Origin of the sequence: Pantoea sp. CTOTU49201, from assembly GCF_032054795.1 — a bacterium.
Classification (GTDB): domain Bacteria; phylum Pseudomonadota; class Gammaproteobacteria; order Enterobacterales; family Enterobacteriaceae; genus Pantoea; species Pantoea symbiotica.
Window position 1 is genome coordinate 1 of record NZ_DAMBSA010000075.1, and the last position, 14860, is coordinate 14860.

10 protein-coding genes and 1 riboswitch are annotated in these 14860 nt (G+C 56.9%); of the genes, 2 read left to right on the forward strand and 8 right to left on the reverse strand.

The features are described from left to right. Nucleotides 1-1984 (reverse strand): LPS assembly protein LptD (gene lptD, locus RTY00_RS07780; RefSeq protein WP_312664025.1); only part of this gene is annotated, 1984 nt, incomplete at its 3' end. Between the two features lie 182 nt (nucleotides 1985-2166). Here lptD and djlA point away from each other — a divergent pair. Next, nucleotides 2167-2979 carry a co-chaperone DjlA gene (gene djlA / locus RTY00_RS07785; RefSeq protein WP_312664026.1) on the forward strand — a complete coding sequence of 271 codons (813 nt, stop codon included), beginning with the start codon at nucleotides 2167-2169 and terminating at the stop codon, nucleotides 2977-2979. A 57-nt stretch (nucleotides 2980-3036) separates the two neighbouring features. Here the strand turns inward: djlA and rluA are convergent, their stop codons facing one another. From rluA to polB, 3 genes are all read right to left on the reverse strand, one after another. Beyond that, complete coding sequence (gene rluA, locus RTY00_RS07790) at nucleotides 3037-3696, reverse strand: bifunctional tRNA pseudouridine(32) synthase/23S rRNA pseudouridine(746) synthase RluA (RefSeq protein WP_154154246.1); 660 nt, start codon at nucleotides 3694-3696, stop codon at nucleotides 3037-3039. Nucleotides 3697-3715: 19 nt separating this feature from the next. Beyond that, a complete protein-coding gene (gene rapA, locus RTY00_RS07795; protein ID WP_154154243.1) occupies nucleotides 3716-6622 on the reverse strand; it encodes an RNA polymerase-associated protein RapA in 2907 nt (968 codons plus the stop codon). A gap of 152 nt (nucleotides 6623-6774) precedes the next feature. Next, nucleotides 6775-9135 carry a DNA polymerase II gene (polB, locus tag RTY00_RS07800; RefSeq protein WP_312664027.1) on the reverse strand — a complete coding sequence of 787 codons (2361 nt, stop codon included), beginning with the start codon at nucleotides 9133-9135 and terminating at the stop codon, nucleotides 6775-6777. Nucleotides 9136-9299: 164 nt separating this feature from the next. Here polB and RTY00_RS07805 point away from each other — a divergent pair, with 164 nt between their 5' ends. Next, nucleotides 9300-10064, forward strand: coding sequence for a DedA family protein (locus tag RTY00_RS07805; protein WP_008108634.1), 765 nt, complete (start codon nucleotides 9300-9302; stop codon nucleotides 10062-10064). On the opposite strand, the gene thiQ is transcribed toward RTY00_RS07805, so the two are convergent. The 4 genes from thiQ to sgrR form a co-directional block, all read right to left on the reverse strand. Continuing rightward, the gene (gene thiQ / locus RTY00_RS07810; RefSeq protein WP_312664028.1) at nucleotides 10061-10762 is read right to left on the reverse strand and encodes a thiamine ABC transporter ATP-binding protein ThiQ; all 702 of its coding nucleotides are present in this window, start codon (nucleotides 10760-10762) and stop codon (nucleotides 10061-10063) included. The two genes, RTY00_RS07805 and thiQ, sit on opposite strands and share 4 nt — an antisense overlap. Next, nucleotides 10746-12332: a thiamine/thiamine pyrophosphate ABC transporter permease ThiP gene (gene thiP, locus RTY00_RS07815; RefSeq protein ID WP_312664029.1), complete on the reverse strand. Its 1587-nt coding sequence runs from the start codon at nucleotides 12330-12332 to the stop codon at nucleotides 10746-10748. Before thiP ends, thiQ begins: the two co-directional genes overlap by 17 nt. After that, a complete protein-coding gene (thiB, locus tag RTY00_RS07820) occupies nucleotides 12332-13318 on the reverse strand; it encodes a thiamine ABC transporter substrate binding subunit (RefSeq protein ID WP_312664030.1) in 987 nt (328 codons plus the stop codon). The genes thiP and thiB overlap by 1 nt, the downstream gene beginning before the upstream one ends. 46 nt (nucleotides 13319-13364) lie before the next feature. After that, nucleotides 13365-13460, reverse strand: a riboswitch (TPP riboswitch). A gap of 35 nt (nucleotides 13461-13495) precedes the next feature. Continuing rightward, nucleotides 13496-14860, reverse strand: a 1365-nt coding sequence (gene sgrR, locus RTY00_RS07825; protein WP_312664031.1) for an HTH-type transcriptional regulator SgrR, incomplete at its 5' end; no start/stop codon positions are given.

Genomic DNA, 14860 nt, shown 5'->3' on the forward strand with positions numbered 1-14860 from the left:
AGCTCAGCTGCACCATACGATCGGCATCCTGACGATACTCAACAATCGCATTGCCCTGCGCAACGTTGTCGAGGCGGGTGTCATATTGCAGACCGCCACGCGCGCCCCAACGATCGCTGATTTTCCAGTAAGTGTCGCCGGCCCAAACGAGGCTGCCGGTGTCATCTTCTTTGTTCGTCTGGTTTACGCCGGTACGAGATGGGGTAAACGAGTAGATTTGACCCACAGAAACGTTAAAACGTTCAACCAGATCGTTATCATAAATACGTGTGGTTACGCCGGTCGCCACTTCATTCGCTGAAGCGATGCGATCCAGGCCGCTGTAAGTACGATCGCGGAACAGGCCGGTGTAGTCGGTTTGCAATAAAGTGGAGTCGTACGGATAGATATCGCTCTGGTTACGATATGGAACGTAAAGGTATTGAACGCGCGGTTCCAGCGTTTGCGTGTAGCCTGGTTCCCAATCCATCGCGCGGTCAAACACTAAACGACCATCCACTTTAAACTGTGGCAGCGTACGGTTAACCGAGTTTTTCAGCTGGTTATCACCGGCGGTGTTAACCGAGGTGTTGTAGTACTCAACGTCGTCTTGCTGATAGTGCGTCGCCAGGAATTTCGCTTCGGTATCCAGACTTGCCCAGCCGTTTGACAGCGGCAGATTCAGGGTTGGTTCAACGTGCAGACGCGTGGTTTCAGGCATCTGGCTATTCACGTTGGTAAATTTCACCGCCTGGGCAAAGATACGACCATCAAACGGCCCCATATCGTTCTGATAGAAATTCAGATCGAGCTGCGGCATTGCACGGTAAACGTTGCTGTTGCTGGTATTACCAAAGACCTGGAAGTCTTTGGTCGACAGCGTCGCGTCCCAATTGGTATCCGCGTAGCCCAGGCTGAATTTCTGCGTGGCGTAACCGTCGGTGGAGCTGTAGTACTTCGACTCAAGATCGTTGAAGTAATAAGGATCGCTTACCTTGGTGTAATCGGCGTTGAAGCGCCAGTGCTTATCGTAGACGCCCGCATGACGCCAGTAGAACAGCCAGCGATCGGAGCTGTCATTCTGCGCGATACCACGCACCGCTTTATCGTTGTCGTACTGCTTATCTGATTGCAGATAATCCAGCTCCATCAAGCCCGCACCAAACACCGTCAAATAGCGGAATTCGTTCTGCAATTGCAGACCGCGTTTTTCCATATAGTGCGGCGTGATAGTGGCATCGGCCTGCGGCGCGATGTTCCAGTAATACGGCAGCATGAATTCGAAGCCGTTATTACTGCCGTATTTCGCATTCGGGATTAGGAAGCCCGAGCGGCGACGATCGCCAATCGGTAACTGCAGATAAGGGCTGTAGAATACCGGCACATTGCCAAGCTTAAAGCGGGCGTTCCAGATCTCCGCGACTTCTTCTTCGCGGTCCTGAATCACTTCGGAACCGACCACGCTCCAGCTGTTGGAACCCGGCAAACAGGAGGTAAAGCTGCCGTTTTCCAGAATGGTGTAGCGATTATTACCGCGCAGTTTCATCTGATCGGCATCGCCGCGGCCCTGACGGCCAACCATCTGATAATCACCGTTCCACACGTTAGTGTCTTTGGTGTTCAGATTTGACCAGGCTTTCGGACCTTTGAGGATGACCTGATTGTCGTCATAGTGCACATTACCCAGCGCATCCACGGTACGGACCGGCGTCGTTTGGCCATCTTGCTGACGCTGATGCAACTGCATTTCGTCGGCGCGCAGGCGGCTGTTGCCCTGCTGCACATCGACATTGCCAGTGAACACTGCATCATTCGGATAGTTGCCTTTGGCTGAATCAGAATGGATGGTGACCGGCAGCGAGTTGGTGTCGCCATTGACCAGCGGGCGGTTGTAACTCGGCACGCCCAGCATGCACTGCGACATCAGATCGTCGGCGAGTGATGACTGGCTATAAAGCGCTGCACCAATCATGGTAGCCAGCAAGGTAGGTATACGTTTTTTCATACGCGGTTTCGATAATTCCATGAAAACTGGCATCATGCCGACAATCCGGTCAGAGACTAACTTACTGCCCGGCGTTGCGCCAGTGTTAATCCTTGTCTGTCCGCGTTGCCGTTAGGCGCTGAGATAAATGACAGGTATGATAATGCAATTTTCAGCCGCAAGCATGGCGAATTGAGGAGTTTATGCGCTACTGGGGAAAAGTAATTGGTCTGGCGCTCGGGATATTTTCCGGGGCAGGCTTTTGGGGCATTGTACTGGGTCTGATCATTGGTCACATGTTTGACAAAGTGCGCAGCGTAAAAGGACAGGGCTACTTCGCCAATAACCAGGCGCGCCAAACTCTGTTTTTCAGTACCACCTTCCAGGTGATGGGCCATTTGACCAAGTCAAAAGGGCGCGTCACCGAAGCGGATATCCAGATTGCTTCCTTATTTATGGATCGTATGCAGCTGCATGGCGATGCACGCACTGCTGCGCAACGTGCGTTCCGTGAAGGCAAGCAGAGCGACTATCCGCTGCGTAGTAAATTGCGCGAACTGCGCAGCGCCTGCTTTGGCCGATTTGATCTGATTCGGATGTTTCTGGAAATCCAAATCCAGGCTGCATTCGCCGATGGTTCACTGCATCCCAACGAACGTCAGGTGTTGTATGTGATTGCCGAAGAGCTCGGTATTTCACGCGCACAGTTCGATCAGTTCCTGCGCATGATGGAAGGCGGACAGCAATTTGGCGGCAGCGGTTCTTCACGTGGCGGCGCCTATCAGCAGGCGCAACGCGGTCCAACGCTGGAAGATGCCTGCAGCGTGCTGGGCGTGAAAAGCAGTGATGATGGCACCACCATCAAGCGCGCCTACCGCAAGCTGATGAGCGAGCATCACCCTGACAAGCTGGTGGCGAAAGGTTTACCGCCGGAGATGATGGAGATGGCGAAACAGAAAGCGCAGGAGATTCAGGCGGCTTACGATTTGATTCGTAAGGAGAAAGGCTTCAAATAATCGTCTTTCAGGACGATTATTTGGTAGGGTCGTCATTTATGACGACCTTTTTTATGGCTAAAATTCCGCCGGCTGCCTGAACGTCATGCTATTGCCAAACGCCGGATGCGTGATCGTCAGCGACTCCGCATGCAGCTGCAAACGCGGCGCCATCGCTAGCGCCTCTTCATGCGCATAAAAGCGGTCGCCAAGAATCGGATGCCCCAGCGCCAGCAGATGCACGCGCAGCTGGTGTGAACGTCCGGTAATTGGCTTGAGCTTAACGCGCGCACTGTTCGTCGCTTCATACTCCAGCACCTGATACTCGGTCTGCGCCGCTTTACCGTTCTCGAAACACACCATCTGCTTAGGCCGATTCGGCCAGTCGCAAATCAGCGGCAGATCGATCAAACCCTCTTCTGCCGCTGGATGGCCCCACACGCGCGCCACATAATATTTAGAGGGCTCGCGTTCACGGAACTGGCGCTTGAGCTCACGCTCAGCCGCTTTATTCAGGGCCACGACGATCACGCCGCTGGTGGCCATATCAAGACGATGCACCGATTCCGCCTGCGGGAAATCACGCTGGATACGCGTCATCACGCTATCCTTGTGCTCCTCCAGACGGCCCGGCACCGACAGCAACCCGCTCGGTTTATTCACCACCATAATGTGCTCGTCCTGATACAGAATATGCAGCCAGGGTTCGAGCGGCGGGTTGTAAGCTTCCATCAGCATGATGTCGCGGTCCTGAACATTATTGGTGCGTGACAACGATCAGGCGCAGCGCATCAAGACGCCAGCCTGCATCGCCCAGGCTTTCCAATACCTGTTCGCGATTGCTTTCCAGCGCTTCAACCTCATCATCACGGATGTTGGGGTTAACCGCGCGCAGCGCTTCGAGACGTGACAGCTCAGCACCGAGCTTCTCTTCGGCTTCCACTTTCGCTGCCGCGATAATCGCCTGCGCTTCTGGCACGATCGCTTTCTCAGCCTGAGTCAGAATCTCATGCACATCTTGCTGCACCGCATTCACCAGCTTACTGCCGGTATGACGATTCACCGCATTCAGCTGACGGTTAAAGCTTTCGAACTCGACTTTGCCCGCCAGATTGTTACCGGCACGATCCATCAGCAAACGCACCGGCGTTGGCGGCAGGAAGCGGGTGAGCTGCAGGCTTTTCGGCGCTTGCGCTTCAACCACATAGATCATCTCGACCAGCAGCGTACCGACCGGCAGCGCCTTATTCTTCAGCAGCGACAGCGCACAGCTGCCGGTATCGCCCGAGAGAATCAGGTCAAGACCGTTGAGGATCAGCGGATGTTCCCAGGTAATAAACTGGGTATCTTCGCGCGACAGCGCCTGGTTGCGGTTAAAGGTCACGGTGCAACCCTCTTCCGGCAAGCCAGGGAAATCAGGCACCAGCATGTGATCTGATGGCGTCAGCACAATCAGGCTATCGCTACGGTCTTCCTGATTGATACCGACGATATCGAACAGGTTCAGCGCGAAGTTAACCAGATCGGTATCGTTGTCCTGCTCGCCGATGGCATTCGCCAGCTCCTGAGCCGCATCTCCGCCGTTGGAGTTCAGTTCCAGCAGGCGATCGCGGCCCTGTTCCAGCTGTGATTTCAGCGCATCGTGCTGCTTACGGCTTTCGCTGACGAACTCATCAAGCCCCTGCGGATTTTCCGGCGCGGCAAGATATTCAATCAGCTGATTGTACTCTTTGTCATAAATGGCGCGGCCGGTTGGGCAGGTGTGTTCAAACGCATCCAGCCCTTCGTGATACCAACGCAGCAACACCGCCTGCGCGGTTTTCTCCAGCCACGGCACCAGAATCTGGATGTCATGCATCTGGCCGATACGATCGAGACGACCAATACGCTGCTCCAGCAGATCCGGATTAAACGGCAGATCGAACATCACCAAACGGCTGGCGAACTGGAAGTTACGGCCTTCTGAACCGATTTCGGAACACAGCAACACCTGCGCGCCATCCTCCTCGGAGGCGAAGAAGGCCGCTGCGCGGTCGCGTTCGATAATCGACAAGCCTTCGTGGAACACGGCGGCGCGGATGCCTTCACGCTCACGCAACACCTGCTCCAGCTGCAACGCGGTGGCTGCTTTGGCGCAGATCACCAGCACTTTCTCTTTACGGTTGCTGGTGAGGTAGCCCATCAGCCACTCAACGCGCGGATCGAAGTTCCACCACGTGCCGCTATCGCCTTCAAATTCCTGATAAATCTGCTCAGGATATAGCATGTCACGCGCGCGCTCTTCTGCGCTTTTGCGTGTGCCCATGATGCCGGAGACTTTAATCGCGGTTTGATACTGCGCGGGCAGCGGCAGACGAATCTGGTGCAGCTCACGTTTCGGGAAGCCTTTCACGCCGTTACGGGTGTTACGGAACAGCACGCGGCTGGTGCCGTGGCGATCCATCAGCATTGAGACCAGCTCTTTACGCGCATCTTCTTTGCCATCGCGATCGCTGTTAGCCACCTGCAGCAGCGGCTCGATATCCTGTTCACCGATCAGATCGTTAATCAGGTTCATCTCATCTTTGCTGATGGCGTGATCGGCCAGCAGCGAGCTCACCGCATCGGCCACCGGACGATAATGCTGCTGCTCTTCGACAAACTGGCCGAAATCGTGGAAACGGTTCGGGTCAAGCAGGCGCAGACGCGCAAAGTGGCTCTCTAAGCCCAGCTGCTCTGGCGTTGCAGTCAGCAGCAGTACGCCCGCGGTTTTCTCTGCCAGCTGCTCGATAACCTGATATTCGCGGCTTGGTGCGTCTTCGCTCCATGCCAGATGGTGCGCTTCATCGACCACCAGCAGATCCCACTCGGCATCGGCCAGCAGTTCAAGACGCTGCTTGTTACGGCGCACAAAATCGAGCGAACAGATAATCAGCTGCTCGGTTTCAAAGGCGTTGTCGCTGTCGTGTTGCGCTTCGGTGTAGCGATCGTCATCAAACAGCGCAAAGCGCAGGTTGAAGCGACGCAGCATTTCCACCAGCCACTGATGTTGCAGCGTTTCCGGCACCACAATCAGCACGCGCTCGGCACGACCCGCCAGCAGCTGTTGCTGGATGATCATCCCGGCTTCAATGGTTTTACCTAAACCCACTTCATCCGCCAGCAGTACGCGCGGCGCGTGACGACGGCCAACATCGTGGGCGATGTGCAGCTGATGCGGAATCAGGTTGGTGCGCATACCGCGTAGGCCGCTGATCGGCAGGCGGTATTGCTCGCTGTGATATTTGCGCGCGCGGAAACGCAGCGCAAAGCGGTCCATGCGGTCGAGCTGACCGGCGAACAGGCGATCCTGCGGCTTGCTGAACACCAGTTTGCTGTCCAGCATCACTTCGCGCATGACGACGCCGGTTTCTTCGGTGTCGAGACGCGTGCCGATGTAAGTCATTAAATCGTTTTCGTTGCGGACTTCATCGACGCACATCTGCCAGCCTTCGTAGCTGGTGATGGTGTCACCCGGATTGAAAATCACACGAGTAACCGGAGAATCATTTCGGGCATACAGGCGGTTTTCGCCGGTTGCCGGAAAAAGCATGGTGATCATGCGCGTATCGATCGCGACCACCGTGCCCAATCCCAGTTCACTTTCCGTATCACTAATCCAGCGCTGACCCAGTGTAAAAACCATATATTTTTTGCTCGACTCTCTGACATGCCATAAAGAAGTTCACCTGTACTCAGGCAATACCCAACCGCCAAACGGGTGTTTGGTCAGATTGTGTGTGCGGTGAGAATCAGGAAGGGCGCTATGGTACTGGATGGCAAGGCATTCGTCACCTGTCAAAAAAGCCCCAGCTGCCCAGTTATGAGTGTAGCAAAGTCATCACCGACGAAGGGTAAAATGCCGTCAGCCACCGGTTGCAGCTGTTTGGTGACGTAATGATCGTAGTCGAGAGGCGTATTACGCGCCTCAAGCGGTTCCGGGCCGGCTGTTGCCATCACATAGCGAATCGAGCCGCCATTTTGATACTGCAACGGGCGCTGCAGCTTGCGGTTGTGCTCATCGGCGAGGCGCGCAGCGCGCACGTGTGGCGGCACATTGCGCTCGTAATCTTTCAGCGCACGACGCAGGCGTTTTTTATACACCAGCTGATCGTCGAGTTCACCGGCCAGCAGCTGCGCGACCGTTTCGCGAATGTAATCCTGCCACGGCTCGCCACGGAAAATGCGGCCATAAAGGTTTTGCTGGAATTGCTGCGCCAGCGGCGTCCAGTCGGTGCGCACCGATTCGAGGCCTTTAAACACCAGTCGCTCACCGCCATCGCTGCGAATCATGCCGGCATAACGCTTTTTGCTGCCCTGTTCGGCGCCGCGAATGGTCGGCATCAGAAAACGGCTGAAGTGGGTTTCATACTCCAGCTCCAGCGCGCTATCCAGCCCATAAGTCGATTGCAGATGCTGCTGCCACCAGCCATTAACCTGTTCAGCCAGCTGACGACCAATCGCCGTCGCCTCAGCTTCACTGCGCGCGCCTTTTAGCCAGACGAAGGTCGAATCGGTATCGCCGTAAATCACATCATAGCCTTCCGCTTCAATCAGCTCGCGCGTTTGCTGCATGATGGCGTGGCCGCGCAGGGTGATGGATGACGCGAGGCGCGGATCGAAGAAGCGGCAGGCGCTGGTGCCGAGCACGCCATAAAAAGCATTCATGATAATTTTCAGCGCCTGCGACAGCGGCTTGTTGTTGTCGCGCTTGGCGGCTTCACGGCCTTGCCAAATCTGCTCGACAATCGCCGGTAAGCAGTGCGTTTCGCGGGAGAAGCGCGCGTTGCGGAAGCCGGGCACGGAATCGGCGTCATCCGGATGCGCCAATCCTTCCACCAGCCCAACGGGATCGATGAGGAAGGTGCGAATAATTGAGGGATAGAGGCTTTTGTAATCCAGCACCAGCACCGAATCGTACAGGCCGGGCCGCGAATCCATCACGTAGCCGCCGGGGCTAGCTTCCGGCGCCACTTCGCCGAGATTCGGCGCCACGAAACCGGCGCGGTGCATGCGCGGAATATAGAGATGACCAAAGGCCGCCACCGAACCGCCGTGGCGATCCACCGCTAAACCGTTCACCGTGGCGCGTTCCAGCAGGAACGGCATGATGGCGGTGTGCTGGAAGATGCGCGTCACCAGTTCGCAATCTTTGAGGTTATATTTCGCCAGCGCCGGTTTATCGTTGGCAAAGCGCCAGTTGATCTCCTCCATGCGATCCCACGGATTGTCGATGGCTTTGCCTTCGCCCAGCAGTTGGCGCGACACCGCTTCAAGGCTGAAAGAGGGGAAATCCCAGAAGGCGGATTTGAGCGCGTCGATGCCATCAATAATCAAGCGGCCCGTTGCCTGCGCGAAGAACACGCCGGGTTTGAAGCCGTGCTCGCGCCACTCCAGCGCCTGCTTCTGACGCCCTAAACGCAGCGGAATGCCGTAGCGATCGGCGTGTTTCTGCAATACGCGCAAGTCGAACTGCACCACGTTCCAGCCGATAATCACATCCGGTTCATGCCGCTCAAACCATGCGTTGAGCTGCTCAAGCAGCTGCGGGCGGCTATCGACATAAATCAGCTCAAAATCGACTGTGCTGGCATCGCCGTTGGGCGGACCAAGCATGTAAACCTGGCGCTGACCGCAGCCTTCCAGCCCGATGCAGTAGAGTTCGCCATGCTGTGTTGTTTCGATATCCAGCGATACCCATTTCAGCTGCGGACGGTAATCAGGATGCGGCTTCAGGCGCGCGTTGACCACGCTGTCACCGCGTGTTTCACCGCTAAACCACACCGGCGCGGTGATAAAGCGCTCCATCAAATAGCGTTCGGGTGGACGGATATCTACTTCATATACCGGAATACCGTTTTCACGCAGGCGCTTTTCCAGGTTTTGCAGCTGGCGATTGCTACGGCAATAGAGGCCAAACACCGGGCGGCGGCGGAAATCCTTCAGCTCCAGCGTCTGCAGGCGTGTGTGTCGCTCATCGCGGATCAGTGCTTCGGTTTGCGCGCGGAACTCCTCGGGAACAAACGCCACGGATTCCTGGGCAGGCAGCACCAGCCGCTGCGGGCCGCTGTCGGTTGCCAGCCACAGCACCACTTCGCTGCCGGTCGGCGTATCTCGCCAATGTCGGGTAAGCAGAAAACCTGCGCGCGGATCGGTCACGTTAACTCCAGAGAATGAATTGCATGAAGTATAACATGGATGTTTATACAGTGTCCCGCAGGCGAAATTGTCACCACTTTGTCAACATCGTTCTACAATTCTTGCCTTGACGACCATGAGTATGCTCTGGACAATCCAGCCTCTATATTCCGCAGAGGATATTTATGGAAGCCTGGATTCAACACCTGTTTTCGCAATCGCTGGAGTACGCGCTGATCGCCGTTGCGCTGGTGACTTTCCTTGAGTCGCTGGCATTCGTGGGATTGCTGTTGCCGGGCACGGTATTAATGGCCAGCCTTGGGGCGCTGGTTGGAAGTGGACAAATTGGTCTTTACCCGGCGTGGGCGGCAGGTTTTGCTGGTTGCCTCATCGGGGATTGGGTTTCGTATGGCATCGGCTGGAAGTTTCAGGGGCCGCTGCATCGTTGGAAATACATACAAAAATACAAAGGCTTGCTCGATAAAACTGAACATGCGCTGCATCAGCACAGCATGCTTACCATTTTGGTAGGGCGTTTTGTTGGGCCGACGCGTCCGCTGATTCCGCTGGCAGCCGGCATGCTGGAACTGCCAGTGCGCAAGTTCCTGCCGCCTAACCTGATTGGTTGTATTCTCTGGCCACCCGCTTATTTGATGCCGGGCATTCTGGCGGGCGTGGCGATTGACGTGCCGCAGGCCGCACAGGGCGGCAGCTTTAAGTGGTTGCTGTTGCTGGTGGCGCTGCTGTTGTGGATCGGTGGCTGGTTGCTGTGGCGCTGGTGGCGCAGCGGAAAAACCGTCGATTGGGCAACGAAATATCTGCCGACTGCGCGCCTGCGCTGGCTGGCTCCGCTAATGGCGGCAATTGGCCTGGGCGCGTTTATCGCTATCCAGTTCCATCCAATGATGCCGATCTTCCGCCACCTGCTGTGGAAAGTCTTCTTCGCTTAACGCGATGTCACGCCAAGGATGGCGGCCGCCTCACTTTCACCACGCACCAAACTTTCAGTGCTGCCATCCCAATAGATGCGCCCATCGACGATCACCAAACTGCGCGGCGCAATTTGCTGAGCATCTTCCAGACTGTGCGACACCATCAACAAGGTGATGTTGCGGCTTTCGCATACCGAACGAACCAGCTGCAGCATCTCGTTGCGCAGCGCCGGATCCAGCGCTGAGAAAGGCTCATCCAGCAGCAAAATCGGCTGATTGCGCAGCAGGCAACGCGCCAGTGCCACGCGCTGACGCTGGCCGCCGGAAAGCTCGCCTGGCAAACGCGTGAGCATGGCCTGCAGGCCAGTTTGCTCGGCGATATCCACGACTTGCTGCTGCTGTTCGCGCGTCAGTTTCAGGCCCGGATGTAAACCCAACGCCATGTTCTGCTGCACCGTCAGATGCGGAAAAAGGTTGTTCTCCTGGAACAGCATGGAAACCGGACGCGCCGACGGCACGCTGTGGGTATGATCGACGCCGTTCATCACCAGCGCGCCTTGATTGATCGGCAAAAAACCGCCAATTAGACTCAGCAAGGTACTTTTCCCCGCGCCGCTCGGACCGAGGATCGCCAGACGTTCACCGGCCTGCGCCGCAAAACTGAAGCGCATCGGCAGATGCTGATAAAGGTAAGTGAGGTTATTCAGTGTCAGCATGGCGACCCGGTAATTTTTCCATCAGAGTAAAGAGTAACAAGCAGAACAGCAGCAATAGCAATGCGGTGACGGCGCCGTCCGCACCGCGATAGGCGCCAATCTGCTGGAACAGGTAGAAGGGCAGCGTGCGGAAATCGGCGCTGCCAAACAGCGCGACCACGCCGAAATCGCCAATCGACAGCACGCAGGCAAACGCCAACGCCTGGGCAACTGGGCGTTTCAGCGCGCGTAGCTCAATCAGCCGCAAACGATTGAAGCCGGAGATGCCGAGTGAAACGCAGAGCTGGCTGTAACGGGCGCTAATATCGCGCATCGGATTCTCCAGCACTTTCATGGCGTAAGGGATGGCGATCAGGGCATTAGTAAAGATCACCAAACCATCGGCGCGCTGCGGCAGCCCTACGGTGGCGTTGAACAGCAGGAAGAAACCGCTCGCCAGCACAATACCCGGCATCGCCAGAATCAGCATGCCGCTCATTTCCATCGCCTGCGCGGCGATCACGTTCTGGCGCTGCCGCAGTTCGCGGCTGCTCCACAGCAGCATCATGGTCAGCACCACGCAAAGCAGGCCAGCACCGATGGCGATGCGCAGCGAGGTGAAGGTGGCTTGCCACAGCGCCGCTTGTTGCAGTGCACCGGCGACGCCGCCGCGCAAACCATCGACGATTACTGCCGCCAGCGGCGGTAACAGCAGCAGCAGCGCCAGACCAATCAATACAGTATCGCTGATGCGCGCCTGCCATGAATCCTGCGGATCGCGCCAGCCGCGAATGCTCTGGCTGCCGGTGGGAATGGCTTTGCTAAAGCGCTGGCTCAGCAATACCAGCAGCAAACAGCAACCGAGCTGTAACAGCGCCAGCAGCGCCGCGCGGCCCGGATCGTAGTCGAAATTCAGCGCCTGATAGATCGCCAGTTCCAGCGTGGTGGCCTGCGGTCCGCCGCCGAGCGCCAGCACCGTGGCGAAGCTGGCGAAGCAGAGCATAAAGATCAGCGCTGCCGTCGGTAGAATCTGACGGCGCAGCCACGGCCATTCCAGCCAGCGAAACAGATTCCAGCCGCGCAGGCCGAGCTGGGCGGCGACTTGCCGCTGCTCGCCGGGAATGCTCTCCAGCGCCTGTAACAGCAGGCGCGTCGCCAGCGGCAGATTAAAGAAGACGTGCGCCAGCAGAATGCCCTGCAGGCCGTACGGTGAAAAGTGGTAGTCAAAGCCAATGGCCGCGCACAGGTGCGCCAGCCAGCCGCTGCGACCGTAGACGCTGAGCAAGCCAAACACCGCCACCAGCACCGGCAGAACCAGCGTCATGGCGCACAGGCGCAGCAACAGGTTGCGACCGGGAAAACGGCGGCGATAGAGCGCGCGCGCCAGCAGGATTGCGGGCAGCACCGACAACAGCGCCGACAGCAACGCCTGCTCAAACGAGAACAGCAGCACATGATGCAGATAACTGTCGTCGAGCAGCGCACGCCAGTCGGTGGCCGGCGCAACCATCACCAATGCGCCAAACGCCAACAGCGCCACCGCGCACAGCAACAGCGCGACGGCGCTACCGGGAATTAACCAGCCGGGCATTAACGGCTAACGGCGCTTTGCCATGCGCTGATCCACGCGGCGCGATGGTCGGCCACTTCGGCTGGCGTGTACTGCAACGCCTTGGCGGGCACCTGCAGCGTTTGATAACCGACTGGCAGATCGCTTTTGATCACCGGATACATCCAGTTGCCGGTGGGAATGGTCTGCTGGAAGGCCGGAGAAACCATAAACTGCATGAACTGCTGCGCCAGCTTGGGCTGTTTGCTGCTGGCGAGCTGCGCGGCAACTTCCACCTGCAAATAGTGGCCTTCGCTGAATTCGGCCGCAGCGTAGTTCTCTTTCTTCTCTTCGATAATGTGATAAGCCGGAGAAGTGGTGTAGCTCAGCACCAGATCGCCTTCGCCTTTCAGGAACAGGCCGTAAGCTTCGCTCCAGCCTTTGGTGACGGTAACGGTTTTTTGTGCCAGCTTCTGCCACGCGTCAGGCGCGTTATCGCCATAAACTTTTTGCATCCACAGCAGCAAGCCAAGACCCGGCGTGCTGGTGCGCGGATCTTCATAAATCACGCGCCATTTTTCCGGGCTTTCGATCAGTTCTTTCAGGCTCTTCGGCGGATTCTTCAGTTTGTTTTTGTCGTAGACGAAGGCGAAGTAGCCATAATCGAACGGAATGAAGGTGTCGTTGTGCCAGCCATCTGGCAACGATAATGCTTTGGTATCAACGCTGCTTTTGGCAAACAGCCCGGTTTTCTCCGCCGCCTGCACCAGATTGTTATCCAGCCCCAGCACCACATCGGCTTTGCTGTTTTTGCCTTCCATGCGCACACGATTGAGCAGCGATACGCCATCTTCCAGCGCTACGTACTTCAGTTCGCAGCCGCACTGCGCTTCAAAGGCTTTTTTTACCGCTGGACCGGGGCCCCAATCGGCAGAGAACGAATCGTAGGTGTAAACGGTGAGAACCGGTTTGGCAGCGAAAGCCGGTGCCGCAACCAGCAGCAACACAGGCAGAACTTTGTTTAACACTTTGCGCTCCTTGAGGAGAAGATAAGTTGAGTCGCAAAGGATCTGAGGAGTGAGGCATCTCAAATCCCTACGCCGGTATTAGCCGGATCAGGTTCGACGGGTTTCTCTCAGCCCTGATTTCAAGGCACCCCGTTGAGAACGGCTCATTCTAGACATTTATATGACAGCGCGAAAGGATCACAGCTCCGGCGGCGCAAACCAGGCCGATTTGAAGTCAAACCAGCCAAGCGTATTGAGGCGCACGCCACGCATACTGCGCTGTCCTTCCAGCAGCAGCCAGTGATGGAACAGCGGATGCAGATAGTCGCTGTCGATCAGCTGTTTACTCCAATCCGCCAAGGGTAAATCCTTCTGCCGCCAGCGCGCGGCGTCGGCTTGCCAGTCAATGGGGATGCAGTGATGCATCAACGGCAGTTCAAACAGTTGGGCGAACAGCGCGTACTCGAGCGGCAGGGTAAAGTTGACGCTGCCGAGCCAGATGTCACTTTCACCTTCGCCCTCGAACCACTCTTCGTAACTTACGACGCGGGTGATCAGCTCAACACCTTGCTGCGCCAGCAGCGGTCGCAGCGCGTTGGCGATACCTTCATGCTCAACGTGATGGCTGTACCAGCTCAGCGTCAGCTGGGTTAAACCTGCTGGCTTGTCGGCGGACGTGAGATCGCGGCGATGGTGCCAGCGCGGCAGCAAGCCATAAGCGGGGAACCAGTAACGCTGATAGCCGACGCCAGCATGATTCAATAAGGCGATCGGATTAAACAGATAACTCACCCAACGGCGGAAATGCGCATCGCGGCCCAGCTCGGAGCGCTGATCGTAAAGCAGGAAGTAGCAGCCTTCCTCAAGACGACTTTCTTCCGATTTTTCGTCAGCGGTTTCGCCCTGCAGTTTGACTCCGGCGTACACCAGTTCATCGCTGATCTCCGGAAGCACCCAAATCGACACATCGTCAATTAACGCGCGATAGCCAAAGTAATCATCGAAGGCGGCGATTTTCAGCTGCGTGTGCTGGTTGCGCACCACGCTGTACGGGCCGGTGCCAATTGGCTGGCGGGCAAACTGTCGCAGCGTTGGCCATTCGCGCGGCAGGATCATCGCGCTGACGCTGGCCAGCAGCCACGGCAACCAATCGTCCGGCTGGCTCAGATGGATATCCAGCGTCCAGGGCGCGGGCGAATCCAGTTTACTGATGTGAGAAAACAGCGGCTGGGTGCGCACGCGTTCCAGCGAAGCAATCACATCCTCCATTTCCAGTTCACGGCCATGATGGAAACGGATCGCCGGGCGCAGGAAGAAGCGCCACTGCAGCGGCGAGGTTTGCTGCCAGTGATGGGCGATATCGGGTTCGATTTCCCCCTTTTCCTCATTTATGCGCATCAGGCCGTTGAAAATTTGTCGCGCCAAGTGGGTTTCTGAGCGGCGCAGCGGCGAACCGGGCAGCAAATTGGGCAGCGGACGGTAATAGAGCACGCGCAGGATATGTTTGCCCTGGCGGAAGCTGCGGCCTAAATGCGCCGCGATCATCTGGCGCACCTGATTTTT